The sequence below is a fragment of the Microbacterium kyungheense genome (assembly GCF_006783905.1).
GTDB classification, from domain to species: Bacteria; Actinomycetota; Actinomycetes; order Actinomycetales; family Microbacteriaceae; genus Microbacterium; species Microbacterium kyungheense.
On sequence record NZ_VFPE01000001.1, the window covers coordinates 446,580 to 473,167 of the forward strand.

General features: G+C 70.8%; 21 protein-coding genes and 1 pseudogene. 19 read left to right on the plus strand and 3 right to left on the minus strand.

Annotated elements, in window-relative coordinates; translation table 11 throughout:
* The first annotated feature begins 6 nt into the window (after positions 1-6).
* The 5 genes from FB391_RS02020 to FB391_RS02040 all read left to right on the plus strand — a co-directional run bounded on the left by FB391_RS02020 (position 7) and on the right by FB391_RS02040 (position 8,046).
* Positions 7-1,614 (plus strand): glycoside hydrolase family 43 protein, encoded by a 1,608-nt coding sequence (locus FB391_RS02020; protein ID WP_141892617.1) that lies wholly within the window; start codon positions 7-9, stop codon positions 1,612-1,614.
* A 118-nt stretch (positions 1,615-1,732) separates the two neighbouring features.
* Positions 1,733-5,230, plus strand: a complete 3,498-nt coding sequence (locus tag FB391_RS02025; protein ID WP_141892618.1) for an alginate lyase family protein — start codon at positions 1,733-1,735, stop codon at positions 5,228-5,230.
* Positions 5,231-5,382: 152 nt separating this feature from the next.
* Positions 5,383-5,664 carry a hypothetical protein gene (locus tag FB391_RS02030; RefSeq protein WP_141892619.1) on the plus strand — a complete coding sequence of 94 codons (282 nt, stop codon included), beginning with the start codon at positions 5,383-5,385 and terminating at the stop codon, positions 5,662-5,664.
* Positions 5,661-7,346 (plus strand): alpha/beta hydrolase, encoded by a 1,686-nt coding sequence (locus tag FB391_RS02035; RefSeq protein WP_141892620.1) that lies wholly within the window; start codon positions 5,661-5,663, stop codon positions 7,344-7,346. The genes FB391_RS02030 and FB391_RS02035 overlap by 4 nt, the downstream gene beginning before the upstream one ends.
* The gene (locus FB391_RS02040) at positions 7,330-8,046 is read left to right on the plus strand and encodes a hypothetical protein (protein ID WP_141892621.1); all 717 of its coding nucleotides are present in this window, start codon (positions 7,330-7,332) and stop codon (positions 8,044-8,046) included. The genes FB391_RS02035 and FB391_RS02040 overlap by 17 nt, the downstream gene beginning before the upstream one ends.
* Here the strand turns inward: FB391_RS02040 and FB391_RS02045 are convergent.
* Positions 8,018-8,965: a Ppx/GppA phosphatase family protein gene (locus FB391_RS02045; RefSeq protein WP_141892622.1), complete on the minus strand. Its 948-nt coding sequence runs from the start codon at positions 8,963-8,965 to the stop codon at positions 8,018-8,020. The two genes, FB391_RS02040 and FB391_RS02045, sit on opposite strands and share 29 nt — an antisense overlap.
* Before the next feature lie 290 nt (positions 8,966-9,255).
* On the opposite strand from FB391_RS02045, the gene FB391_RS02050 reads away from it, so the two are divergent.
* The 10 genes and pseudogenes from FB391_RS02050 (at position 9,256) to FB391_RS02095 (ending at position 19,619) form a co-directional block, all read left to right on the plus strand.
* Positions 9,256-10,869 carry a M20/M25/M40 family metallo-hydrolase gene (locus tag FB391_RS02050; RefSeq protein ID WP_141892623.1) on the plus strand — a complete coding sequence of 538 codons (1,614 nt, stop codon included), beginning with the start codon at positions 9,256-9,258 and terminating at the stop codon, positions 10,867-10,869.
* A 71-nt stretch (positions 10,870-10,940) separates the two neighbouring features.
* Positions 10,941-11,909 (plus strand): type I pantothenate kinase, encoded by a 969-nt coding sequence (gene coaA / locus FB391_RS02055; RefSeq protein ID WP_141892624.1) that lies wholly within the window; start codon positions 10,941-10,943, stop codon positions 11,907-11,909.
* 271 nt (positions 11,910-12,180) lie between these two features.
* Positions 12,181-14,031, plus strand: a complete 1,851-nt coding sequence (glmS, locus tag FB391_RS02060; protein WP_141892625.1) for a glutamine--fructose-6-phosphate transaminase (isomerizing) — start codon at positions 12,181-12,183, stop codon at positions 14,029-14,031.
* Between the two features lie 437 nt (positions 14,032-14,468).
* A pseudogene (locus FB391_RS02065) lies at positions 14,469-14,822 on the plus strand (holo-ACP synthase); the annotation flags it as partial.
* Positions 14,823-14,950: 128 nt separating this feature from the next.
* On the plus strand, positions 14,951-16,075 hold the full coding sequence (gene alr, locus FB391_RS02070) for an alanine racemase (protein WP_185842896.1): 1,125 nt from the start codon (positions 14,951-14,953) through the stop codon (positions 16,073-16,075).
* Positions 16,072-16,584: a tRNA (adenosine(37)-N6)-threonylcarbamoyltransferase complex ATPase subunit type 1 TsaE gene (gene tsaE / locus FB391_RS02075; protein WP_141892626.1), complete on the plus strand. Its 513-nt coding sequence runs from the start codon at positions 16,072-16,074 to the stop codon at positions 16,582-16,584. Before alr ends, tsaE begins: the two co-directional genes overlap by 4 nt.
* Before the next feature lie 95 nt (positions 16,585-16,679).
* Positions 16,680-17,405 (plus strand): tRNA (adenosine(37)-N6)-threonylcarbamoyltransferase complex dimerization subunit type 1 TsaB, encoded by a 726-nt coding sequence (gene tsaB, locus FB391_RS02080; RefSeq protein ID WP_246093320.1) that lies wholly within the window; start codon positions 16,680-16,682, stop codon positions 17,403-17,405.
* Positions 17,402-17,923, plus strand: coding sequence for a ribosomal protein S18-alanine N-acetyltransferase (gene rimI, locus FB391_RS02085; protein WP_141892627.1), 522 nt, complete (start codon positions 17,402-17,404; stop codon positions 17,921-17,923). Before tsaB ends, rimI begins: the two co-directional genes overlap by 4 nt.
* Complete coding sequence (gene tsaD, locus FB391_RS02090; RefSeq protein WP_141892628.1) at positions 17,920-19,002, plus strand: tRNA (adenosine(37)-N6)-threonylcarbamoyltransferase complex transferase subunit TsaD; 1,083 nt, start codon at positions 17,920-17,922, stop codon at positions 19,000-19,002. Before rimI ends, tsaD begins: the two co-directional genes overlap by 4 nt.
* Complete coding sequence (locus tag FB391_RS02095; RefSeq protein WP_141892629.1) at positions 18,999-19,619, plus strand: DUF4190 domain-containing protein; 621 nt, start codon at positions 18,999-19,001, stop codon at positions 19,617-19,619. Before tsaD ends, FB391_RS02095 begins: the two co-directional genes overlap by 4 nt.
* A gap of 29 nt (positions 19,620-19,648) precedes the next feature.
* Here FB391_RS02095 and FB391_RS02100 read toward each other — a convergent pair whose 3' ends face one another.
* Complete coding sequence (locus tag FB391_RS02100) at positions 19,649-20,836, minus strand: THUMP-like domain-containing protein (RefSeq protein WP_141892630.1); 1,188 nt, start codon at positions 20,834-20,836, stop codon at positions 19,649-19,651.
* 165 nt (positions 20,837-21,001) lie between these two features.
* Between FB391_RS02100 and FB391_RS19580 the strand changes: the two genes are divergently transcribed.
* The 4 genes from FB391_RS19580 (at position 21,002) to FB391_RS02120 (ending at position 26,060) form a co-directional block, all read left to right on the plus strand.
* Complete coding sequence (locus tag FB391_RS19580) at positions 21,002-22,144, plus strand: hypothetical protein (protein ID WP_185842897.1); 1,143 nt, start codon at positions 21,002-21,004, stop codon at positions 22,142-22,144.
* Positions 22,145-22,291: 147 nt separating this feature from the next.
* On the plus strand, positions 22,292-22,600 hold the full coding sequence (locus FB391_RS02110; RefSeq protein WP_141892631.1) for a hypothetical protein: 309 nt from the start codon (positions 22,292-22,294) through the stop codon (positions 22,598-22,600).
* Positions 22,601-22,639: 39 nt separating this feature from the next.
* Complete coding sequence (locus tag FB391_RS02115; protein ID WP_246093322.1) at positions 22,640-24,526, plus strand: dynamin family protein; 1,887 nt, start codon at positions 22,640-22,642, stop codon at positions 24,524-24,526.
* A gap of 28 nt (positions 24,527-24,554) precedes the next feature.
* Positions 24,555-26,060 (plus strand): dynamin family protein, encoded by a 1,506-nt coding sequence (locus tag FB391_RS02120; protein ID WP_141892632.1) that lies wholly within the window; start codon positions 24,555-24,557, stop codon positions 26,058-26,060.
* Here FB391_RS02120 and FB391_RS02125 read toward each other — a convergent pair.
* Positions 26,004-26,516, minus strand: a complete 513-nt coding sequence (locus FB391_RS02125) for a hypothetical protein (protein ID WP_141892633.1) — start codon at positions 26,514-26,516, stop codon at positions 26,004-26,006. The genes FB391_RS02120 and FB391_RS02125 overlap by 57 nt on opposite strands.
* Positions 26,517-26,588: the final 72 nt, after the last annotated feature.

Consider the following 26,588-nt stretch of genomic DNA (forward strand, 5'->3'; position numbering starts at 1 on the left):
CCCGTCGTGCCCGTCATCCACAATCCGATCCTGCGCGGGTTCAACCCCGACCCGTCGATCCTGCGCGTCGGCGACGACTACTACATCGCCACGAGCACGTTCGAGTTCCACCCCGCCGTGCGGCTGCACCACTCGCGCGACCTCGTGCACTGGACGACGATCGGGCACCCCCTCGACGACGGGTTCGACCTGCGCGGCATCCCCGACTCGGGCGGCGTGTGGGCGCCGAGCCTCTCGTACGCCGACGGCCGGTTCTGGCTGGCGTACTCCATCGTGCGCACGATGGACGGCGACGACAAAGACATCGACAACTACCTCGTGACGGCGCCGTCGATCGACGGACCGTGGAGCGCGCCGGTGCACCTCGGCTCGCGGGGGTTCGACTTCTCGTTCTTCCACGATCCTGACGGCACGCACTGGATCGTCGGCGTGCAGTGGGACCAGCGTCCCGAGCATCCCTCGTTCTCGGGCCTGGTCCTGGAGCAGTACCTCCCCGACGAGCGGCGCACGAGCGGTGACGCCGTCAGGATCTACCGAGAGGAGGGCCTGGTCGAAGGCCCGAACCTCTACCGGATCGGCGACTGGTACCACCTGCTCATCGCCGCGGGCGGCACCGGGTGGAACCACGGCATCACCGTGGCGCGCTCGCGGAGCCTGCTCGGCCCGTACGAGCGAGACGCGCGTGAGGCGGTGCTGACGACCCGCGATGCGCCCGGGCATCCCCTGCAGAAGGCGGGGCACGGCGAGCTCGTCCAGACGCCGGACGACAAGTGGTGGCTCGTGCATCTCGCCAGTCGCCCGACGCTGCACCTGGGGGAGCGCTACAGCACCCTCGGGCGTGAGACGTGCCTGCAGCGGGTCGTGTTCGACGACGACGGCTGGCTGCGCCTCGCCGACGGCGGGCACCACGCATCCGTCGACGTCCCGCTCGGGGACGAGGACGAGGGCGAGGATGCCGCACCGGGCCCGCGGGGCTGGACGGACGACTTCGCGGCCGGCGCCCTCGACGGGCGGCGCTGGTCGACGCTGCGGGCGGCACTGCCGCCCGGGGTCGCCGACCTCGACGCCCGGCCGGGATGGCTGCGGCTACGCGGCGGGCACTCCGCGGCGTCGGTGTTCGACCAGTCCATGATCCTCACGCGGGTCGAGGAGCATCGCGCGTCGTTCGAGACCGCCCTCGACGCCGACCCGCGCTCGCCGCGAGAATCGGCCGGCCCGATCGCCTGGTACGACCGCTCCGGGTGGATCCAGCTGCAGGTCACGTACGACGACGAGAACGGACGGCACCTGCGGGTGGTGCGCCGCGACGGCGGCGTCACCACGCGCTCGGAGCCCATCCCCGCGCCCGGCGGAGCGCTGCGGCTGCGGATGGCCCTCGACGGCCCGGACCTGCGTTTCGCGTGGGCGGCCGCTGCGTCGGAGGAGTGGATGCCGGTCCCCGGCGTGCATCCGGCATGGACGCTGTCGGACGACCACGGGCCGCGCCTGCGCTTCACCGGCCTCTTCTTCGGCGTGCGCGCGGACGATCTCGACGGCCGCGGCTGGACGGCCGACGTCGGCAGCGTCACCGTGCGCTTCGATCCGGAGCGCTTCGATCTGGAGCGCACCGGCTGAGATCGGCCCTTGACGGGGGCAGGTCCACCCGTCATCGTTAAGTGGCAAACGTTATCCAATCCTGCAGTCCCCACCATCCGCGGTCGGTGCCGACCGTGGCGACAGGAAAGAGAGATCGATGAGGATCCATCGCAGACGCTCCCTCCGGCGCCTGATCGCGACCGTCACCGCCGCCGCACTGGCGGCGGCCGGCGCCGTCACGGCACTGCAGCCCGCAGCCGCCGTCGAGCCGGTGGCGACGGCATCCCCGCCCGCGATCGTGCGCACGCTCAGCGACGCCGGCTTCGCCCACCCCGGGGTCGGGTTCACCGCCGACCACCTCGAGAACATGCGCACGCAGGTGCTCGCGGGCGTCGACCCGTGGGCGAGCTACTACGACGCCATGTCGCAGACGAAGTACGCCGCCCGGACGTTCGTGCCCGAGATCGCGCAGCCCGGCACCGACACCCCCAAGAACGACGCGTACGACAACGCCGGCATGCGCTCCAGCGCGCTGCGCGACAGCCTCGGCGCGATGGCGCAGGCGCTCGAGTACGTCGTCACGGGCGACGAGCAGTACCGCGCCAACGCGCTGCACGTCCTGCGCACGTGGAGCGGCCTCGACCCGGCGAAGTACGCGTACTTCGCCGATGCGCACATCCACACCGGCGTGCCGCTGTACTACATGCTGATCGCGGCCGAGGTGGTGCGCGGCACCGAGCCCTCGAACGCCACGCTCGACGGCTACGACCTGCGCTGGACGGCGACGGACCAGCAGCGCATCGAAGACAACCTCGTGCGGCCCGTGCTCGACACGTTCCTGTACTCGCAGAACCGGCTGTGGAACCAGCACCTCTACGGCGTCATCGGCATGGTCGCCGCCGCGATCTTCCTCGACGACGCCGACCTGTACGCGAAGTACGTCGAGTGGTTCACGGTGAACTCGACCTACGAGAGCGAGCACGACCTGTACGGCGGCGACGTCAACGGCGCGCTCGCCTCCATCTTCCGCGAGATCCCCGCCGACGCCCCCGGCAACACCACCGGTGCGCCTTTCGTGCAGCACATGGAGATGCTGCGCGACCAGGCCCACGGCCAGGGGGACGTCGACATCCTCGTCGCCCTCGCGCGCCTCGTGGACAACCAGGGCACCAAAATCGACCCGGTCGCCGGCACCGTCTCGACTGCGGCGGACGCGGTGTCGCCGTACCGCTTCCTCGACGACCGCATCCTCGCCGGCGCCGACACGTTCTACGCGTTCATGATGGGCGAAGAGGTGCCCTACATCCCGGCCAGCGAGGGCGGCTCGATCTCGCAGGCGTACCGCGGGCGGCTGCAGGATCCGCTCAGCGAGGCGTACCTGCAGTACCGCTACGTGGCCGGGGTCGACGTCGAGACAGAGGCGCCGCACGTCGCCGACCTCTACGCCCACCGCGACGGGCCGCTGTACTACTACGGCACCGGCATCCAGAACTTCTGGAACGACCGCGGCTCGGACTACACCGGGGCCGAGTACTGGGTCGCGTTCCCCGAGCAGCTCGCCGAGGTCGAGGGCTCCGTGGCCCCGACGGCTCCGTCGCCCGAACTGTCGGTCGGCACGTTCGGCACGGCGCTCGGTGCGGGCGCGCAGGCGGGCGCCGACGCCGACGGCACGGCCTACGTGCGGCTCGACGCGGCCGCCGACGATGCCCAGGTCGCCGTACGCCGCGCCGTCTGGGCGGACCGCAGCAAGACCGCGCTCGTGGGCGTCAAGGTCCGCAGCGACGGGGTGGCGCGACTGCAGCTGGCGCGCACCTCGCAGGAGGTGCCGTTCGCCGAGATCGTGGTGCCCGACACCGACGGCCAGTGGCGCTACGTGTGGCTCGACCTCAGCACCGACAAGACGCCGGGTGCCGTGGGCGACAACATCGTCGTCCTGACCGCGACGGGGTCGGACGCCTCGGTCGATGTCGCGGGGGTCCTCGCACAGGCGAACGGCGTGCTGACACCGCCCGTGTTCGCGGACGCGCCTGCCGTCCAGGTCATGGCCGTGCGCGGCGAGGCGTGGTCGCGCTCGTTCGGCGTGACGGATGCCGGCGGCGGCGCCCCCGCGCTCTCGCTGCAGCATGCACCCCAGGGCGCGTCGCTGTCGGGCGACACGGTCTCGTGGACGCCGGCGCGTGCCGGCGACAGCGACCTGCTCGTCGTCGCATCGGACGGCACCTCGGTGACGGCCCTGCCGGTGTCCGTGACGGTCGCGCCGACCCGCCCATCGGCGATCGGCAAGCTCATGGACCGCATCGAGGGCGCCGCCGAGGACTACGTGTCCGCGGACTGGCAGCGCGTCGCGAGCCTTCGCCAGCAGGCGAAGGACGCCGTCAAGAGCGCCGACGCGGCCACCTTCGCCGGTCTGCTGGCTCAGCTGGGCGCCGCGATCGCCGACCTGCGGCTGCTCAACCCGCTGCTGACCGACGGCACGCTCGACTACACCGGCATCGTGACCGCACCCGCGCTCACGCCGTCGCAGCTGCGCGCGCTCGCCGACGGCGACAACCAGACGTCGTGGGGCGACCAGCGCGTGCCCGCCATCGTGTTCGACTTCGGCCCGGGCTTCCGCGTGGCATCGACCGGGTTCGGGTTCCAGGCGCGCGACACGTTCCCCAACCGCGCCGAGGGGACGAACGTGTACGGCTCCGACGACGGCGCGACCTGGACGCTGCTGACCGAGCACCCGAACGCGGGGCAGGATGCCGCCGTCGAATGGGTCCCGGTGCGCGCGGACGTGCGCGACCAGCGGTTCCGGTTCCTGAAGTTCCAGGTCGACGAGCCGGGCGTCCCGTCCGACCCGGCGTACCCGGGCATCTGGAGCATCGCCGACATCCGGATCGACGGCGTGCGCAGCGAGGCCGTCGGGTCGATGGACACCGTCACGATGTCGTCGCCCGACGGCGTCGCGCGACGCGTGGTCCCCGGGGACCACGTCGAGCTGCACCTGACCGGACCCGCGGGGAACACGGGCGTGACGGCGACCGTGTTCGGCGTCGCCGCACAGGTGACCTCGCCCGCGGCCGGGCAATGGGTGGCGTCGGCGGCCGTTCCCGAGGGCGTAGAAGCCGGCGCGTCGGTCTCGTTCACCGTCGCGTTCACGACGCCCGACGGCCGTGCGGCCGACCCGGTGCAGGCGACGACCGACGGGTCGACGCTGTTCGTGTCGACGGACGAGGGTCTCGTCGACGACGCCTTCCGCGGGGCGCGGATGCTGCGGCCCGACGGCGTCGTCGACACCGCGTGGACGAACTACACCGTCAAGATGTTCGACGGCGATCCCGCATCGCACTCCGACACCCGGCTCAACTCCGGGCTGTACGGAAACGTCTGGGACTTCGGTGAGGGCGCGACCGTGTCGCTGACCGGTGCCGAGCTGCTCGTCCGCCAGGACGGGTACGGCACGTCCCGCATCGCCGACATGCGGCTGGAAGGGTCGAACGACTTCCAGACGTGGACCCGGCTCACGCCCGCCGCGCCCGCCAAGACGCTGGACTGGCAGCGCTGGACCATCGCCGATCACACCGCGTACCGGTACATCCGGCTGGTGAACGGCCAGATCCTCAACGTGGCCGAACTGCGGCTCTTCGGCACCGTCACCGCGCTCGGCTGACCCGACCCGCGAAGGGGTGGATTCCTGCGGCCGCGGCCGCCGGCATCCACCCTTTCGCAGTCCCTGAGGAAGAATCCGCGGACGAGAGGGTGATTCTCCCCATCGGGAGGGCGGCGAAGTTCCCTAGGATCGAACCGACGAGAGGGGGACGGATGCCGGATGTCGAGGTGTACTACCACGAGCTGACGTCTGCGGCGACCGCGGTCCAGACCGCCTCGCAGCGGGTCCTCGAGGCCGCCGCGGACCTCAACGGCGACGACGTCGGCATCGGGAACCCCGCACACCGGCCCTCGCTGCGGCTCGAGATGCACCGACGGTTCACCGCGCTGCGCACGTCGGTGCGGGATCACTCCGCCGCCGCCTCGGGTGTCGGCGGCGACGTGCAGGCGATCGCCGACAAGTACAGCGAACTCGATGCCGAGCTGAGCGGATGAGCCTGATCTCCCCGAACCACGGCTACCCGCTCGAGCGGATCGAGGGCGACACCGGGTCGATGTCGTGGTGGGTCAGCCGGTTCGACAGCATCGGCGACCGGGCGGGCGACCTGCGCACGCGCATGCAGGCGGTGCGCGAGCTCCCGGGCAAGGGCCGGTCCATCACCGCGTCGCGCGAAGACGCGCTCGAGACCTCGACCGCGCTGACCGCGGACATCGTCGAGGCCGAGCACCTGTCGACGGTGCTCGCGCGCTACTCCGACGCGTTCACGGCGCACGCCGTGCCCGCCAACCGCATGGTCGACGAGATCGAAGACGCCCACGCCCGCGCCCGGAGCGCCGATGCCGCGTTCCAGCACGCCGGCCAGAACGCCCTGTGGACGTCGTACTCGGGCACGCCCGAAGACATCGCCGCCGCCGATCGGGTGGCAGGCGATGCCGCAGCCGACAAGGCGGCGGCAGAGAGCGCCCTCGATGATCTCTGGGCGACGTGGGAGTCGCACTATTCGCAATGGGATGCCGCCTACGACGCCGCGATGTCGGCCCTGGCCGGCGGGACCGGCGTCACCCTGACCCGCGACGCCCGCGATCTGCTCGACCAGCTCCTGGCCGCCGACGATCCGGCCGCCGTCCTCGCACTGTGGCGCGCGCACCCCGAGCTGCAGGCCGAGCTCGCCGAGAAGCATCCGGAGATCATCGGGAACCTCGACGGCATCCCGTTCGACGTGCGCGCCGAGGTGAACGAGGCCCGGCTCGCCGAACTGGTGAAGCGCACGGACCTCCCCGAACCGCTCGCCACCGAGGTCAAGACACTCCACATCGAGGTCTCTGAGCGCCAGGGCCGGCTGATCGCGTTCGACCTCGACGGTGCTGAGCAGACCACCGCGGCGCTCTGGTACGGGCCGTTCGCCGCGACGACGGTGTCGACGCTCGTGCCCGGCATGATGTCGCAGGTGTCCGAGATGGCCGATTGGGGCTACTCGGCCCGAAACCTCAACGCTGCTGTCGGCACCGGCTCGGCGACGATCGCGTGGTTCGGCTACGACTCGCCGAACTTCGCCGAAGAGCCCGCCATGAGTCGCGCGCAGAACGGCGCACCCGCCCTGCGGTCGATGCTGCAGGGGATCGGCGCGCTGCTCCCCGACAGTGAGATCGACGTGATCGCCCACTCGTACGGCAGCACCACGGCGGCCCTCGCGATCGGGTCGGCGCCGGACGGCCTGGGCGTCGACAAGTTCATCACCGTCGGGTCGGCGGGCCTGCCCGACGACGAGGACGTGCGGGCGAACCTGCAGTCGCCCGACGCGCCCCGCATCTACGCCACGATGTCGGAACGCGACTTCTGGGCCCCCGTCGGGCAGGGCACGGGATTCGGGCACGGCACCTCGCCGACGTCGCTCGACGGCGTGACAGAGTTCGACAGCAACGGCGGCGTCGACGCAGACGGCCGCCCCCTGCTGCCGACACCCGGGCACAGCGCCCACGGCGGGGCGAACTTCCCGTGGGAGAGCTCACCCGGCGGCTACCTGCAGCAGGGCAGCGAGTCGTTCTACAACGTGTCGCAGATCATCAAGACCGGTGAGCCGGGCACCGAGCCGGGCGGCGAGGGCACCGACATACCGTTCTGGGTGAAGGTGCTCGAGATCCAGGCACAGACAGGCAGCTATGGCTACATCTACTGAACGGCGGCGCGCCACCGCGCTGCGGGCGTTGACGGCGACGGTCGTCGGAATGGTGCTGACGATGACGGGTTGTGCTCCCCAGGCTCCCCAGGGCGACGCGCTGTACCAGGACGGGCAGCAGCGGTTCACCGCGATGTGGGACGCGATGCACTCCGTGCTGATGGCTGTCGACGACGGCGAGTGGGAGGCCACGGCCGGCGGATACGGCGCCGGCGCCGGCTCGTGCCCGAACAGCGGGGGATCGCTCGACGGCTACGTGTTCGAGTACCGGCGGAGCGCGCCGTTGGCGGACCGCGACCCGCAGCAGGTGAGCGACGACGCGGTCGCCGCGTTCAAGGATCTCGGGCTGGACCCCGAGACGGCCGTGTACGGTTCGGGCGACCGCGCGCAGTGGAACGTGATCGCCGAGGGCGACCCGGTCGGGCGCGCGGTGGTCACCGTCGAAGTCGACCTGCAGAAGATCCTGGTGACGGCCGACACCTCGTGTGCACCCGGAAGCCCGTGGGACCTCAACGGCATGGTGTTCGACGACCCCGACATGACCGGGGTGGACCACTGGCGCCGTCAGCCCGCCACCGAGGGCGCGGACTCGGTGCCGATGTTCTACTTCCCCGCAGACGGCCCGCTGTTCTGGAACGAGGACGGCACACCCGTCGAGCCGCAGCCGGTGATCACCGATCCGCCGCAGCGCTCCAGCTGAGCGACTCGATGTAGCGCAGCAGCACGCCCTCGCGCAGCGCCCACGGCGACACCTCGAGCTCGTCGACATCGAGCGCGCGCATCGCCTCGTGCAGCACGACGGCGCCCGCGACAATCTGAAAGGTCCGGTCCGGCGTGATGCCGGGCAGCTCCTGCCGCGCCGACGCCGGGATCCGGGCCAGGCGCGGGATCCACGAGCCGAGCGCGGCGCGGGGCAGCAGCATCCGCTCGATCCCCGACCAGCCGGGCACCGGGTACCCGACGAGCTTCGCCAGCGAGCGGATCGCCTTCGACGAGCCGACCACGTGGTCGGGCCGCGCGAGGGCGCCGAACGATTCGGCGACCGGCGCGAGGGTCTCGCGTGCGTGGCGCCGCAGCCGGTCGACGGCCTCTTCGCCCGGCGGGTCGTCCGGCAGGAACTGCACCGTCATGCGGCCCGCACCGAGGGGGACGGATGCCGCCGCCTCCGGCAGCTCGTCGGCACCGGCCGCGAGCTCGAGCGAGCCGCCGCCGATGTCGAACAGCAGGATCTGGCCGGCCGCCCATCCGAACCAGCGGCGGACGGCGAGGAAGGTGTAGCGCGCCTCGGTCTCGCCGCCGAGCACCTGCAGCGGCTGGCCCAGCGCCTCTTCGATGAGGGCGATGACCTCGGGTCCGTTCGTGGCCTCGCGGACGGCGCTCGTCGCGGTGGCGAGCAGCTCGTCGACGCGCTCGGCGGCGGCGAGGTCGCGCGCCTGGGCGACGGCTGACACGAGCGCCGTGACGCCCTCCTCGGTGATGGAGCCGTCCTCCGCGAGGTAGCGCATGAGCCTCAGGACGGTGCGTTGGCTGGTCGTGGCCAGGGGGCGCCCGCCGGGGCGCACATCGGCGACCAGCAGGTGGACGGTGTTCGAGCCGATGTCGAGAACTCCCAAGCGCACGCGTTCAGGTTAGCGGGGCGGACCCTCGTCGCAGCCTCACGTTTCGGGGACGGCATCCCGCCCGTGCGTGCGGCAGTCCGCCGTGGAGTGCGCACCCAGGCGGGGAAGGGCGAAGAACCGCAGATGAGCGGCGGATGAGAAGCGCACGGCAGGGCTACCGCCCTGCCGCCGGTGCGCCTAGCGTCGGCGGCAGGGTGCCGACCTGGCACCTGTTCCTGAGGGCGGACGCCGACGACGGCGTCCGCGCATACGGCGGCCGACGAAGACCGCCCGACACCGAGGAGAAGACCATGAATCGATCACGCACCTCCGCGCTCCGCGCGGTGGCGCTCGCAGCCACCGGGGCGACAGCCCTCGCTCTGGCTGTCATGCCCGTCGCGGCGGCGAACGCCGCGCCCGGCACCGCGTGCGACAAGCGCAACAACAACACGGTCGCGAAGCTGCTCGACTGCGTGAGCGCGGCGGGAGCGATGGAGCACCTGAACGCCCTGCAAGAGATCGCGGACGCCAACGGCGGCAACCGTGCCGTCGACACCGCCGGATACGAGGCGAGCGTCGACTACGTCGTCCAGACCCTCCAGGCGGCCGGCTGGCAGGTGTCGATCGACGAGTTCGACTACCTGCTGCCCCTCACCCCGGAGCTTCACCAACTGACCCCGCAGGACGTCGTCCACCCGGCCGGCAGCTTCTCGGAGGGCTCGGGTTCAGGGTCGGTGACGGGCACGATCATCCCCGTCGACCTGGTGCTCGCGCAGCCGCGCACCCCCGTGACCAGTGGCTGCGAAGACGCAGACTTCGAGGGCCTCGACTTCTCGGGCGCCACAGACATCGCGCTCGTCCAGCGCGGCACGTGCGAGTTCGGCGTCAAGGCGCGCAACGCGCAGGAGGCCGGCGCCGAGGCCGTCGTCATCATGAACCAGGGCAACGCGCCCGACCGCATGGACGTCCTCACCAACGTCACGCTGATCGGCGAGAACCCCGACGCCCTCGACATCCCGGTGATCTCGACGTCGTTCGATGCGGGTGCGTCGCTCGCCCAGCCCGGCTCCACGGCCACGGTCACCCAGATCGTCGAGAACCACCCGCAGAAGAACGTCATCGCGGAGCTTCCGGGCGCGAACCCCGACAACGTCGTCATGGCCGGCGCCCACCTCGACTCCGTCCCCGAGGGCCCGGGCATCAACGACAACGGCTCCGGATCGGCGGCGCTGCTCGAGATCGCGCAGAACATGTCGAAGCTGAAGCCGCAGAACACCGTGCGCCTGGCCTGGTGGGGTGCCGAAGAGGTCGGCCTGGTCGGGTCGGCCGGGTACGTCGCAGGCCTCACCGACACGGAGCGCGATCGGATCGCCCTGTACCTCAACTTCGACATGATCGCGTCGCCGAACTACGTCTTCATGGTCTACGACGGCGACGAGAGCAGCTTCGAGGCGCCGGTGGTCGTGCCGCCGGGGTCGGTAGAGATCGAGGACCTCTTCGAGCGCTACTACACGAGCATCGGACAGCCGTACGACGACGCCGAGTTCAGCGGCCGCAGCGACTACGAGGCGTTCATCCTCGCCGGCATCCCTGCGGGCGGACTGTTCACCGGAGCCGAGGAGGAGAAGACGCCCGAGCAGGCGGCCATCTGGGGAGGAACCGCGGGCGAGTGGCTCGACCCGTGCTACCACCAGTCCTGCGACGACATCGACAACCTCAGCATGCAGGCGCTCGAGGTCAACTCCGACGCCATCGCGCTCGCCGTGCTCGCGTACGCCTACTCGACCGAACTGGTCAACGGCGTGCCGGGTGTCGACGTCCCGGGCGGGCTGCTGCTGCCCGAGCCCGCCGGCCCCGAGGGCACCTTCGGCCGTGGCGGTGGCGGCCTCGACGGCGCCCACGGCCACGACACGCTCACCAGCTGACGCGTCGCACAGGAGGAGGACCCATCCTGCGGGTGGGTCCTCCTCTCGTGCCAGCGGCTACGATGGGCGCGATGTCCGCCGACGAAGCCACCGTGCAAGACGCCAGCGCCCTCGCGCCCGCCCTCTCGCTCTACCGCGAGATCGATCGCGCCGACTGGGCCCGCCTGGCGGCCGGCATGACGCAGCCGCTCAGCGAGACCGAGATCGTGCAGATCCGGGGCCTCGGCGACCGGCTCGACATGGACGAGGTCGCGCAGGTCTATGTGCCGCTGTCGCGCCTGCTGTCGCTGTACGCCGAGTCCACCAAGCGACTCGGCGCCGAGGAGTCGGCCTTCCTCGGCGAGCACGACTCCACGACCCCGTTCATCGTCGGAGTCGCGGGCTCGGTCGCCGTCGGCAAGTCGACGATCGCGCGCCTGCTGCGCGAGCTGACGTCGCGCTGGCCGGGCACGCCCCGCGTCGAGCTCGTCACGACCGACGGGTTCCTCTACCCGAACGCCGAGCTCGAGCGTCGCGGGCTCATGGAGCGCAAGGGCTTCCCCGAGTCGTACGACCGGCGCGCCCTCGTGTCGTTCCTCACCGAGGTCAAGAGCGGCGCCGCCGAGGTGCGCGCGCCGTTCTACTCGCACATGCGGTACGACATCGTGCCCGACGCGGTCGTCACCGTGCGCCGGCCCGACATCGTCATCGTCGAGGGCCTCAACGTGCTGCAGCCGCCCCCGACGCCCAACGACGTCGCGGTGAGCGACCTGTTCGACTTCTCGATCTACGTCGACGCGGATGCCGCCCACATCACTCAGTGGTACGTCGACCGCTTCCTCGCCCTGCGCCGCGCGGCGTTCAGCAACCCGAACTCGTTCTTCAACGTGTTCGCCCAGCTGTCGGACGACGAGGCCGTGGAGCGCGCGCTCGGCTTCTGGAACACGATCAACCTTCCCAACCTCGAAGAGAACGTGCTGCCGACGCGCCACCGCGCGAACCTCGTGCTGCAGAAGGCGGCCGACCACAAGGTCGAGACCGTCCTGCTGCGCAAGCTGTAGCGCCCAGCCCGACCGTCGAGCCCGGCCGTCGAGCGGTGCCCTCCGACGAGCGTGCGATTGTGGCGAGTCGCCGGATCCGGCACATCGAGCGCGGCAGTCTTGGCGATTCGCCAGAACGGCGTCCCGGTCGTGCGACGGCATGTCGCCAGGATCTGCCGGCGCGAGACGCTGAACTTGGCGACTCGCCAGAACTGGCAGGTGGATGCCGCGGCCGGCGGCATCCACTATTCGTAAAGGAACCGCGCAAAACCGTCCGCCTACCATGGACCGCATGTGCGGAATCGTCGGATATGTGGGCCCTCGTCAGAGCCAGGATGTGCTGATCTCGGGGCTGTCGCGATTGGAATACCGCGGCTACGACTCCGCGGGCATCGCGGTGATCGACGCCGACGGAGGCCTCGGCATGCGCAAGCGGGCGGGAAAGCTGCAGGTGCTCCGCGACGACCTCGCCGCACGGCCCCTCACCGACGGCACCACCGGCATCGGCCACACGCGGTGGGCCACCCACGGCGGTCCGACCGACGGGAACGCGCACCCGCACCTGGCGGACGACGACCGGCTGGCCGTCATCCACAACGGCATCATCGAGAACTTCGGCGAGCTCAAGGCCGAGCTGCTGTCGGAGGGCTTCACGTTCCGCAGCGAGACCGACACCGAGGTCGCCGCCGTGCTGCTCGGCCGCGAGTACCGGCGCACGGGTGACCTGGTCGCCGCGTTCCGCGCGGTCGCGCCGCGCCTCGAAGGCGCCTTCACCCTGCTCGCCACGCACCAGGAGCAGCCGGGCCTCGTCGTCGGCGCGCGCCGCAACTCGCCGCTGGTGATCGGCCTCGGCGAGGGCGAGAACTTCCTCGGCTCCGACGTCGCCGCCTTCGTCGAGTACACCCGCAACGCCCTCGCCATCGGCCAGGACCAGATCGTCGCGATCACCCCCGACGCCGTCACGGTGACCGACTTCGCCGGGAACCCGGTCGAGGTCGAGCCGTTCGAGGTGACGTGGGATGCCGCCGCGGCCGAGAAGGGCGGATGGTCGTCGTTCATGGCCAAGGAGGTGTCGGAAGAGCCCGAGGCCGTCGCCAACACGCTGCGCGGCCGCATCCACGACGGCGAAGTCGTCATCCCCGAGCTCGACGGCCTGGACGACCTGTTCGCCGGCATCTCGCGCATCATCGTCATCGCGTGCGGCACCGCCGCGTACGCGGGCCAGGTGGGCAAGTACGCGATCGAGCAGTGGACCCGCATCCCCGTCGAGGTCGAGCTCGCGCACGAGTTCCGCTACCGCGATCCGGTGATCGGCCCCGACACCCTCGTCGTCTCGATCAGCCAGTCCGGCGAGACCATGGACACGCTCATGGCCGTCAAGTACGCCCGCGAGCACGGCGCCAAGACGCTGTCGGTGTGCAACACGCAGGGCGCGACCATCCCGCGCGAGTCCGACGCCATCGTCTACACGCACGCCGGTCCCGAGGTCGCGGTCGCCTCGACCAAGGCCTTCGTGGCGCAGATCACGGCGCTGTACCTGATGGGTCTGCACATCGGGCGCGTGCGCGGTGCCGTGTCGGCCGCCGACGCCGCCGAGCACGTGCGCGAGCTGGAGGCGGTGCCCGCCAAGATCCAGCGCATCCTCGACAACGAGCAGCCCCGCATCGAGCAGTTCGCACACTGGATGGCCGACACCCGCTCGGTGCTGTTCCTCGGCCGTCACGTCGGCTACCCGATCGCCCTGGAAGGCGCGCTCAAGCTCAAGGAGCTCGCCTACATCCACGCCGAGGGCTTCGCCGCCGGCGAGCTCAAGCACGGCCCGATCGCGCTCATCGAGCCCGGTCAGCCGGTGTTCGTCGTCGTGCCGTCGCCGGTCACCTCGGCCGAGATGCACAAGAAGGTCGTCTCGTCGATCGAAGAGATCCGCGCCCGCGGGGCCCGCGTCATCGCGATCGCCGAAGAGGGCGACGCGGCCGTGCTGCCGAAGGCCGACGAGGTGCTGCGCATCCCGCTCGCCGGACCGTTCTTCGAGCCGCTCCTGGCCGTCGTGCCGTTGCACATCTTCGCGATGGGCCTCGCCACGGCGAAGGGCCTCGACGTCGACCAGCCTCGCAACCTGGCCAAGTCCGTCACCGTCGAGTGAGTGGATGCCGGCGGCCCCGGCCGCCGGCATCCACTCCTCACCAGCACGCGCTCGTGCGTGCCGTGGCTCGTCGCCCGGCCCGCGAACATGCCCTTCCTTCGCCGAGCCTGCCCTTCCTTCGCCGAGCATGCCGCTTCGGTGCCGAGCATGCCCCCTCGGCGCCGAGCCTGCCCCTTCGGTGCCGAGCTTGCCCCCTCGGCGCCGAGCATGTCCGGGCAAGGTCGTGCCCGGACGGGCATGGTCGCGTGGGATAGGGCATGGTCGCGTGGGGGAGGGCATGGTCGCGCGGGATGGGGCATGGTCGCGTGGGATGGGGCATGGTCGTGCGGGGGAGCGCATCGTCGGCGGGGGTGGGGCATGGTCGCGGGGCGGGGCGGGGCGGGGCGCCGTCGAGGTAGTCTGACGGATGCCGCGCACCGGCGCGGCAGGAGGTGCACGTGATCGTCGGAATCGGCGTCGACCTCGTCGACATCCCGCGGTTCGAGCGCACCATCTCGCGTACGCCGCGGCTGCTCGAACGGCTGTTCTCGCCGAACGAGCGACTGTTGAAGCCGCACTCACTGGCCGCCCGTTACGCCGCCAAGGAGGCGCTCATCAAAGCCCTCGGCGGATCGGACGGGGTCCACTGGACCGAGATCGAGGTCGCGTCGGAGCCTTCCGGCCGCCCGGTGTTCTCACTCACCGGGTCGACCGCGGCCGTCGTCGCCGCGCGCGGCATCACCGTCGTGCACCTGTCGATGTCGCACGACGCCGGTCTCGCGACCGCGTACGTCATCGCCGAGTCCGTCCCGGCAGCCCAGGTCTCGCCGAGACCGGGGGATCCGGCCGCCACCGAGGACGGCGTCCGCGGTCTCAGCCCGGATGCCTCGTCTCGCCCGACCGCCCCGTCTCGCCCACCCGCAGCCCCGGAGGAGTCCGCATGAGCCGCCTGCCCACCGGAGCGCTGCGCGAGGCGACCGTCGACACCGGTGCCATCGAAGACAACGTGCGCCACCTGCGCCGGCTGACCGGTTCGCAGATCATCGCGGTCGTCAAGGCCGACGGCTACGGGCACGGCGCCGTGCGCTCCGCGGTCGCCGCGCTCGCCGGCGGGGCCGACCGCCTCGGGGTGAGCGACATCACCGAGGCGCTGGCGCTGCGTCGCGCGGGCATCGACGCTCCCATCGTGGCGTGGCTGCACGCTCCCGGAGCCGACTTCGCGGAGGCCGCCGCGCACGGCATCGAGCTGGGCATCTCGAGCCTCGACCAGCTGCAGAAGGCTGCGGCGGCGGCATCCGCGGATCGTCCGGTGGCGCTGCACCTGAAGCTGGAGACGGGGCTCTCACGCAACGGCATCGCGCCCGACGACTACCGCGTGGTGTTCGCCGAGGCCGCCCGGCTGGAGCGCATCGGGCGGGTGCGCGTCGTCGCGCTCTTCAGCCATCTCTCCAACGCGTCGGACGACGACGACCGCGCCGCACTGCGCGCGTTCGAAGACGGCGTCGCGGTCGCCGCATCGTTCGGTCTGGCGCCTCCGCTGCGGCATATCGCCGCCACCCACGCCGCGATCGACCTGCCCGAGTCGAGGCTCGGCTGCGTGCGCATCGGAATCGGCCTGTACGGGCTGTCGCCGTTCGCGGATCGCACGTCCGCAGACCTGGGCCTGCGTCCCGCGATGACGCTGCGCGGCGCGGTCGCCGCCGTGCGCCGCGTGCCGGCCGACAAGGGCGTCTCGTACGGCTACGACTACCGCACCGACCGCGACACGACGCTCGCGCTCGTGCCCGTCGGTTACGCAGACGGCGTGCCGCGACAGGCATCGGGCGCGGGGCCGGTCGTCATCGGCGGTCGACGGTTCACCGTCGCCGGCCGCATCGCGATGGACCAGTTCGTCGTCGACGTCGGCGACGAGACGGTCGCGGTCGGCGACGAGGCGGTGCTCTTCGGCGATCCGACGCTGGGTGCGCCGTCTGCGACGGAGTGGGCGGATGCCGCCGGCACCATCAACTACGAGATCGTGACGCGCATCGGCGCGCGCGTTCCCCGCAGGCAGGTGGCGGAGTGAGCGGCCTCGACCCGATCGCCGGGTCGCACGAGATCGCCTCTCCTGATGACATGGAGGAGCTCGGCCGGCGGATCGGGCGGATGCTGCGACCCGGCGACCTCGTCGTGCTCACCGGTCCCCTCGGTGCCGGCAAGACGACGCTCACACGGGGCATCGGCGAGGGACTGCATGTGCGCGGGCCGATCCAGAGCCCCACCTTCGTGCTCGCCCGCACGCATCCGTCGCTCGACGGCGGCGCGCCGCTCGTGCACGTCGACGCGTACCGCCTCGGATCGCCCGCCGAGCTCGACGACCTCGACATCGACTACGACGGCTCGGTCGTGGTGGTCGAGTGGGGCCGCGGCATGGTCGACGGCCTTCGCGATGTGTGGTGGGAGCTCGAGATCGAGCGCGAATGGCACGGCCATGGTGTCGACGACGCGTGCGGCACGGTCGCCCACGAGGCCGAGCTCGACGCCGACTCGCCGCGCCGCGTGGTCGTGACGCGGCACACCGCCTCCGGTCACTGAGCGCCGGGGGCTCCGGCCTCCGAAGACGAGACGCGTTCTGAGTCGGTCTCGGCCCCGGCGGGCGACGCCCCGAGATGCCCGACTACCCTGGGAGGGTGATCCTCGGCATCGACACGTCGCTCGGCTCCGCGGTGGCGGTCGTCGAGCCCGACGGCGTCATCCGCGCGCAGACCGTCAGCGCCGACCCCCGCGGCCATGCCGAGATGATCGGCACACTGATCGAACGGGCGCTGGCCGAGGCATCCATCGGTCCGTCCGACGTGACGCACGTCGCGGCCGGCATGGGCCCCGGACCCTTCACGGGCCTGCGGGTGGGCATCGCCGCCGCGCGCACGTTCGCGCTCGGCCGGGCGGTGCCCGTCGTCCCGGTGGTGAGCCACGACGCCGTCGCGCTGGAGCTGCTGCTCCACGACGCGCTCACGGGCGGCTACGAGGATGCCGCCGACGAGCCTTTCGCCGTCGTCACCGACGCGCGGCGCCGGGAGTTCGCGTACACGCTGTACCGGGGTCTCGACGCCGACGGCCTGCCGGTCCGCCTCGCCGAGCCCGCGCTCGTGCCCAGGGACGACCTGGACGCGGTGCTCGCGGACGCGGGCGCGGTGCGCCGGGATGCCGACCGCATCCCCGCCGCGATGCTCGCGCTGGCGGCATCCCGAGCCCTCGCCGCCGGCCGCACGATCGGACCGGCGGACGCGCTGTACCTGCGCTCGCCCGACGTGACGCTGCCGCATGCGCCGAAGCGGGTGGGCGTGCCTGTGCTGCGCGAGCCGGCGGGCGGTGCGCCGCGGTCGATCGGCGACGGGGAGCGAGACGAAGCATGACCCTGCGGCCTGCCACCGGCGATGACCTCGCCGCGATCATGACGCTCGAGCGGGCGTCGTTCCCGACGGACGCGTGGTCCGAGGCGATGATGCGCGAAGAGCTCGCATCGCCCCACGGCTGGTATGTGGTCGACGACGAAGCGGGCCGCCTCGTCGGCTACGCCGGGCTGCGGGCCGTGAAGGACGCGAAGGATGCCGACGTCCAGACCATCACGATCGCCGAGGCCTCCCGGGGCCGCGGCCGGGGTCGCGCGATGCTGCGCGCCCTGCTGGCGGAGGCGGTGAGCCGCGGCGTCGCCGATGTGTTCCTCGAGGTGCGCGCCGACAACCCGGTGGCCCAGGCGCTGTACGTGTCGGAGGGCTTCCTCGAGATCGGCCGCAAGCCGCGCTACTACCAGCCCGACGACGTGGACGCCGTGGTGATGAAGCTCGACCTGCGCGGCTGGAGCGCGTCGGCGGGCTCGGCGACCAGGACGGGCGGATCGGCGACCGGGATGGACGGAGGGGTGTGCTCGTGAACGCTTCGACGAGCTCGGCGACCGAGCCCCTGGTGCTCGGCATCGAGACGAGCTGCGACGAGACCGGCATCGGCATCGTGCGGGGCCGCACGCTGCTGTCGAACACGATCGCGAGCTCCATGGACGAGCACGCGCGCTACGGCGGGGTCGTGCCCGAGGTCGCCGCACGCGCCCACCTGGAGGCGCTGCAGCCGTCGATCGAAGCCGCCCTCGCCGAGTCGGGTGTGGCGCTGGCCGACATCGACGCGGTCGCGGTGACGTCCGGGCCGGGGCTCGCCGGGGCTCTCATGGTGGGCGTCGGCGCCGCGAAGGCGCTGGCGGTGTCGCTCGAGAGGCCGCTCTATGCCGTGAACCACCTCGTGGGTCACATCGCCGCCGACATCCTCGACGACGACGCGGAGCCGCTGGAGTATCCCACCGTCGCGCTCCTCGTCAGCGGCGGGCATACCTCGCTCCTCCTCGTCCGCGACCTCACCACGGACGTCGAGCTGCTCGGCGAGACGATGGACGACGCGGCCGGAGAAGCCTTCGACAAGGTCGCCCGTCTGCTCGGCCTGCCGTATCCGGGCGGGCCCGAGATCGACCGGGCTGCGGCATCCGGAGACCCGACGGCGATCGCGTTCCCGCGCGGGCTCTCGCGCGCGAGCGACATGGCGAAGCACCGCTACGACTTCTCGTTCTCGGGGCTGAAGACCGCGGTCGCCCGCTGGGTCGAGCAGCGCGAGGCGGCAGGAGAGCCGGTGCCGGTGGCCGACGTGGCAGCGAGTTTCCGCGAAGCCGTCGTCGACGTGCTCGTGACGAAGGCGCTCGCCGCGTGCCGCGACCACGGCGTGCCGCGCCTGCTGCTCGGCGGCGGCGTGATCGCCAACCGGCGGCTGCGCGACACGGCGCTCGAACGCGGCGCGGCCGAAGGCGTGACGGTGCGCATCCCGCCCCTGTCGCTGTGCACCGACAACGGCGCCATGATCGCGGCGCTCGCCTCGGAGCTCATCATGTCGGGCCGGCAGCCGTCGACGCTCGCCTTCGGCGCCGACTCGACGCTGCCCGTCACCGAGATCCAGGTCGCGGAGTCCTCATGACCGATGAGCGGATGCCGCCCCCCGACGCCGACCCCGACGCGCCGCCGTCGGACGAGCGCCCTTCGACGGGTGCAGAGGCCGCGAACGAGGCGGAGAGCTCGGAGGGCACGGACGGCCTCGAAGGGATGCCGGAGGCCGCGGCATCCGCGCCGCCGAAGCCGCTGCCGCCGAAGGTCGAGCCGCCGAAGGTCGAGCCCGCCTCGCCCGACATCGACATCGTCGCCGCGTCGTCGATGCTGCCCGGGTCGCACCGGGGCGGATTCTTCCGTCTGCCGACGGCTCCCATCGCCGTGACCGTGCAGTCGGCCCCGACGGAGCCCGACGGCGACCTCACCCCCGCGTCGGCGCAGTGGCTCGCGTCCGACGAACCGCAGATCCACAAGGGCCTCGCCGGCTGGGCGCTCGCGTTCGCCATCATCGGGCTCGTGGTGTCGCTGTTCGTGGGGTGGGGGTTCCCCATCGGCCTGGTCGCCGTCGTGTCGGCCGTGTTCGCGCTGCGGCGGCCGCTGGAGAGCCGCGCCATGGCCGTCTGGGCCATCGTGATCGGCGCGGTGTCGATCCTCTACAGCGCCGGCTGGCTGCTGTACGCTGCGATGCGCGCGAACCTCATCGGCTGAGCCGCTCTCCCTCCCCACCCACGACGGAGTCAGACGCGGTCGGCGAGGATCGCGGTGCGTCGCGTGCCGATGCGGGTGACGAACAGCGTCGCCGATCCCGCGCCGCGCAGCTTGAGCTTCGTGCGGAACACGGCCGGGTCGAGGTCGACGCCGCGCTTCTTGATCTCGAGCCGGCCGATGTCGCGGTCGCGCAGCGCCTTCGACAGGGCCTTCGGGTCCGCCGGGAGCACCTCGCGGACGCGGAACGTCGACACGAACGGCGAGGTCAGGGCCTCGTCCGATGTGAGGTAGGCGATGTGCTCGTCGAGCATCCCGGCCTGGAGCGACCGTGCCACCTCGCCGATCAGGCGCGCACGGATGACCGCGCCGTCCGGCTCGTGCAGATATGCGCCCAGCTCGCGGGCGGGCTCGTCGGCGGCATCCTGCGCGGACGTCAGCTCGTGGGCGGCATCCCCGCGGATGACGAGCGCTGCTCTTCTCACCCCGGGCCGTGCGAGCACGCCCGACCACAGCACGAGCTCGACCGTCGACCCGTCGGCGCTCACCCACTGCGCCTCGAGGTCGTCGGGGATGAGGGTGCGGTCGAGGCCCGGACCGAGCTTGATGCCTGCCGGCATCCGCTGCGCCAGGTCGAACACCCAGTCGAGCGACGGCGACCAGTCCTCGGGCCGCGTGCGCGTCGTCTCGCTGTGTCCGGCGGTCCGGCGGGCGGGGTCGAGCCACACGGCGTCGACGCCGTCGAGGTCCGTCGCCTCGGCGGTGCCGTGCCGCACCTCGACGTCGTCCCCGAACGGGGCGAGGTTGTACGCGGCGATGCCGGCCGTCACCTCGTCGGCGTCGACCGCGACCACCCGCAGGCCGAGCGCCGCGAGGCCGAGGGCGTCACCGCCGATGCCGCAGCCCAGGTCGGCGACGCGCGACAGGCCGGCGTCGCGGAACCGCGCCGCGTGGCGTGCGGCGATCGGAAGCCGGGTGGCCTGCTCCAGGCCCGCGCGGGTGAACAGCATGCGCTCCGCCAGATCGCCGAACTTGGCCCGCGCGCGCGTGCGCAGCCGGGCCTGCCCGACGACGGCCGACACCAGGTCAGGGGAGTGCCCGTCGCGACGCAGGCGCGTCACGACGCGGGCGACATCGTCGGACGACTCCAGGGGAGGCAGCGTGTCGAGCAGGGCAAGCCCTTCACGCGTCAGCAGGGCTCCGAGTTCGGCGAGGTCCACCCGCCGAGCCTACGGCCCCTCGCCGGCGGCCGCCGGGCGTCCCCCATACAACCCCGGGCGGCAGAGGGGGTTCTGGGGGGACAGCTCCCGATGACCGGATGCTGCCGAGCGCCGAAACTCGTTACCAACACGCCGACCGGCAACCTGTCAAGAAAGAAGATCATCATGGCCGACGACAACACGAACCTTCTGGGTCTGCAGACGAACGTCGATCTGGCGGATTCGTTCAACGACAACTCCACCAACACGGACAACTCGGACAACTCGGACAATTCCACCGATATCGATGTGGACGACTCGGGCAACACCGAGACCGACGTCGATGTGGACCTGGACGACTCGCTCAACGACAACTCCGACAATTCCACCAACACCGACAACTCGGACAACTCGGACAACTCCGACAATTCGGACAACTCCGACAACTCCGACAATTCGGACAACTCCGACAATTCGGACAACTCGGACAACTCCACCGAGACCGACGTGGACGTCGACATCGACGACTCGTTCAACGAGACCAACACCGACGTGGACGTCGACGTCGCCGACTCGTTCAACGACGATCACTCCAGCAACTGGGACACCGACGTCGACATCACCGACTCGTTCAACCAGCAGACGCTCAACGACCACTCGATCACGACCGGCGTCCGTCAGTACCAGACCGGCTTCCGCGACCTCAACCTCAGCGGTGGCGCCGGCGGTGCCGCCGCAGCAGGCGGTCTGACCATCGACGCGCGGTCGACGATGTTCGACCAGTCGGTGAACCAGAACATCTGGGCGAACGGCTCGGGTGGCGTGTTCCAGATGTTCGGGCAGCAGGGTGGTCTCGCGTCCGGAGACGGCGCTGTCGCCGCGGGTGACGATGTGGACATCGACAACTCGACGAACTGGGACATCGATGTCGACATCGAGGACTCGTTCCAGGACAACTCGGTGTCGATCATGGACTCGTTCCAGGACAACTCCGACAACTCGGTCGACACCGACGTGGATGTCGCGATGGAGGACGCCTTCAACACCGACAACTCGACGAACTGGGATGTCGACACGGATATCGAGGACTCGTTCCAGGACAACTCCGACAACTCGACCGATGTGGACGTCGAGCTGGACGATGCCTTCAACACCGACAACTCGACGAACACCGACATCGAGGACTCGTTCCAGGACAACTCGACCGATGTGGATCTGGACGACGCGTTCAACGAGTACGAGTCGGACGTGGATGTGGACGTCGAACTGCAGAACGACGGGATCGTCAACAGCCCGGATGCCGAGCAGAACGAGGTCGACCTCTTCTGAATGGGGGAGCGCCATCCGAACTGGGGATGCCTGTGCGCCCGACCGCTCCTGCGGTCGGGCGCACACGCACCCCATACCGTCATGGCGGATCGACCGCGATACTGATGAGCAGACCCCGTGAGATCTCCGAGCGACGAGGAGAGTGCGATGGCCGGTGGCCACGACTGGGACGACATGAGCGATACGCCGGGTGACGTCGCGCCCGCTGACGTCGTGCCCGCCGACGCCGCCGGGATCGCCGGTGAGGATCTGGACGCTGCACATCTCGGGGCAGCGGACGCTGATTCTGACGGGTTCGACGGCGGATATCCCTTCGCAAACGTCTTCACGGAAGAGATCGAGAACGTGTCGGTGTCCGACTGGGATGTCGATGCCGACGCGCTGTGGGGCGATCGGCCGGACCTCTACGAGCTCGGAGGCGAGCCCGACGCCACCGCATTCGATCTCCCGGCCTGACCTGGACTCGCGCGGGAAGAGAGCAAGGAAGCGCAGCTGTTGACGGAACACGACGACGACGCCCACCGTGACGACAGAGTGCCGGCCGCCCCTCCCGATGCGGACGGCGCCCTCCTCGAACTGGTGGGCCAGGTCGGAAGAGCCGCGGCCCAGGCGGGTCGTCGTGATCTCGTGCGCCGTCTCATCCAGACCCGGGATCGCCTGCGGGATCCGCACGTGCGGGTCATCATCGTGGGCGAGTTCAAGCAGGGCAAGAGCAAGCTGGTCAACGCGCTGGTCAACGCGCCGGCCTGTCCCGTCGACGACGACATCGCCACCACGGTGCCGACCGTGGTGGGATACGCATCGGAGGCGTCGGCGAGTGTCCTGGTGCAGCCCGAGGGCGAGGGCAACGTCGAACCCCGGCGGGATGTCGTTCCGCTCGCCGAGTTGGCCGACTTCGTCTCGGCGAAGGGCAACCCCGAGAACATCCGTCGGATCATCTCCGCAGAGGTGCTGCTGCCGCGCGAGATCCTCCGCGGCGGGCTGCGTCTGGTCGATTCCCCCGGCGTGGGCGGACTCGATTCGCGCAGCGCGCTGCTGACCCTCTCGGCGCTGTCGAGTGCGCACGCCGTCATCCTCGTCTCAGATGCGTCGCAGGAGTACACCGAACCCGAGATGCAGTTCCTGCGACACGCGATGCGGGTCTCGCCGAACGTCGCGGCCGTCCTCGCCAAGACCGACCTGTATCCCGAGTGGCGCGAGATCGAGCGCATCGACCGGAGCCATCTGTCCAAGATCGGCGACATCCCGATGTTCTCGGTGTCGAGCGACCTGCGCCTGCTCGCGGCCGAGACGCGCGACGCCGAGCTCAACGACGAATCCGGCTTCCCCGACCTCGTCGGTCACCTGCGTCAGCAGATCCTCGAGCGTGCCGAGCAGATCCACGAGCGCAGCGCCTTGCACGACCTCGCCTCGGTGGTCGAGCAGCTCACGATCGCCCTGCGGTCGGAGCTCACCGCGCTGGTCGACCCCGATGAGAGCCCCCGGCTGCTGGTTCAGCTCGAAGAGGCCAAGTCCCGTGCCGACGAGTTCCGCAGCCGCTCCGCCCGGTGGCAGGTGACGCTCACCGACGGCGTTGCGGATCTGATCGCCGACATGGAGCACGATCTGCGTGATCGCCTCCGCAAAGTGCAACGCGAGGCGGAGGCATCCATCGACGACGGTGACCCGGGACCGATCTGGGACCAGATCACGGAATGGCTCGACCAGAGGATCTCGTCCGCGGTGTCGGAGACGTTCGTGTGGACCGACGAGCGGGCGCGGTGGCTCTCGGAGCAGGTCGCCGAGCTCTTCCTCGAGGGGGAGGAGAGCCTGCCCGCGATCGACGTCGCCGATGCCGCGGGCGTGCTCGATCCGGTCGAGGCGATCAGCGATCTCGATGAGGGACGCATGAGTGCGGCCGAGAAGATCTTCATCGGCGTGCGCGGCTCGTACGGCGGCGTGCTGATGGTGGGGCTGGCGACGGGACTGATCGGGCTCCCCCTCATCAATCCGCTGTCGCTCATCGCCGGCGTCATCGTCGGCCGTCGCGCATTCCGCGAAGACATGGGCAACCGTCTCGCGCGCAGGCAGGCCGAGGCGAAGAACATCGTCCGCCGCCACATCGACGAGGTCATCTTCCAGGCCGGGAAGCAGCTCAAGGACCGCCTGCGCGTCGTGCAGCGCACCGCGCGGGACCACTTCGGCGCGCTCGCCGACGAGCTGCACCGCTCGTTCACCGAGGCGATGACGGCCGCAAAGCAGGCGGCGAGCGTCGACAGCGGCAAGCGCGAGCAGCGCGTGAAGACGCTGGGCGCGCAATTGCGTCAACTCGAGACCTTGCGCACGCAGATCGCCGCTCCGGCGGTCGCGCCCCCGCCGGAGCGAGCGGCGATCGTCCGATGAGCGACCAAGAGCCGGAGAGCCGTATCGCATGACGGAAGCAGCCCTCGCCGACGCGCGGCGTATCGCGCAGCAGGCGCTCGAACTCTATGCCGACGACCCCGTCGCGGAGGTCATCCGCGCGTTCGACCGTCGTCTGCAGAGCCCGTTGCGTCTTGCGCTGGCGGGCATGGTCAAGGCAGGGAAGTCGACGCTCCTCAATGCGATGCTCGGCGAGTCGATCGCCGCGACGGATGCCGGAGAGTGCACGCGCGTCGTGACCTGGTACCGGCGCGCGTCGACACCCGGCATCGTGCTGTACCCCCACGAGGGCGCGCCGCGCCGGTTGCGCTTCCAGCGCGACGGCGGCCGTGTCGTCATCGACCTGGACGGCGCGACGGCCGACGAGGTCGCATGGATCGACGTGGGATGGCCGTCCGAGAGCCTGCGGTCGCTCATCCTCATCGACACACCAGGCATCGCCTCGCTCTCCACAGAAGTCTCGGCGCGGGCGACCGACTTCCTGACGCGCAAGAGCGCAGCGTCCGCCCCCGACGCCGTCATCTATCTGATGCGGCATCTGCATTCGTCCGACCGCCACTTCCTGGAGTCGTTCCGGGATGCTGCCCTGGGCGGTGCGCTGACGGTCAACGCCGTTGCCGTCCTGTCGCGCGCCGACGAGATCGGCTCGGCGCGCATCGACTCCCTGCTGTCAGCCGGACAGGTGGCGCGGCGTTACGCGGACGACGGCGACCTGCACGCCCTCGTCCTGGACGTCATCCCCGTGGCGGGGCTGGTCGCCGAAACGGCTCGGACGCTTCGCGAAAACGAATTCCAGGCGCTCACACTCATCGCGGGTCTGGACCGGGCGACCCGCGAGAAGATGCTGCTGTCCGCAGACCGGTTCGCCCGCCCGACTGATGCCATCGATCTCACCGAAGCGGCGCGGCGGGATCTGCTCGCCCGCTTCGGGCTGTACGGCATCCGACTGTCGGCAGCGCTCATCCGTGGCGGAGCGATCACGTCGACCGCGCTCGCGGAGGGACTCCTCGAGCGCAGCGGGCTGAACACGCTGCAGGCGATGGTACGAGACCACTTCCGCGCGCGCGCCGGCACGCTGAAGGTCTACGGATCGCTGCCGGGGCTTGAAGCGGTGCTGCGCGAGAATCCCCGGCCGGGGAGCGACGCGCTGCTCGCCGAGATCGAGCGGATCTTCGCCACGACGCACTCGCTGCGGGAGCTGGGCGCGCTGTCGCGCACACGCGCCGGGGGCTACGCGCTGTCGCCCGAGCTGTTGCAGGAGGCGGAGCGCATCGTGGGGGGCAGCGGCGCGGCACCCCGGGTCCGGCTCGGGCTCGATGAGTCGGCGGACGCGGCCACGGTGCGTGACCGCGCGGACGAACTGCTGACGCGATGGCGTGGGATCGCGGAGTCGCCGCTCACCGAGCGCGGAGCAGTGGGCCTCTGCCATACCGTGATCCGCAGCCTGGAGCAGGTCGCCTCAACCGACGGCGGCGTCGTCCTGACGATGGCGGACGACGTCGTGCTTCCGCGCTGACCAGGCGATCGCCTTCGGCATGACGCTTGCGAGCAGCGCGAGCAGCACCAACGCGCACTGCGCCGCCAGGATGAGTCGCAGCGGCTCGGCGTGTTCGCCGGTCAGCGCGAGGTCCAGCGCCAGTGCGAGCGTCACCACCTGCACGACCCAGGTCAGCAGCTGCCACCAGCGCACGTTCGGTCTGCGCGCCATGAACGACACCATCAGGGTGATCTGCACGAGCAGCACGCCTACCAGAACACCGAACAGCGACCAGAAGATGATGTCGGCCGCTGTCGTGTATGTCTGCTCGCTCCGGCTCGGATCGACCGCACGCACTGCTTCGACGATGAGCGGCAGCTGCTCCCGACGGATGATGACGTCGTAGACCACGGCGAAGCCGCCCACCAGGAAGCTCACGATCCAGAAGAACTGCGCCACCCGCACCGAGAAGGGCGGTGTCAGCTTGGTGAGCACGGGTGCCGCGTTGGGACTCGTGAGCGACGGGCGAGAGGGCGGCGCTTTCGGCGACTCATCGGCAGGAGTCGC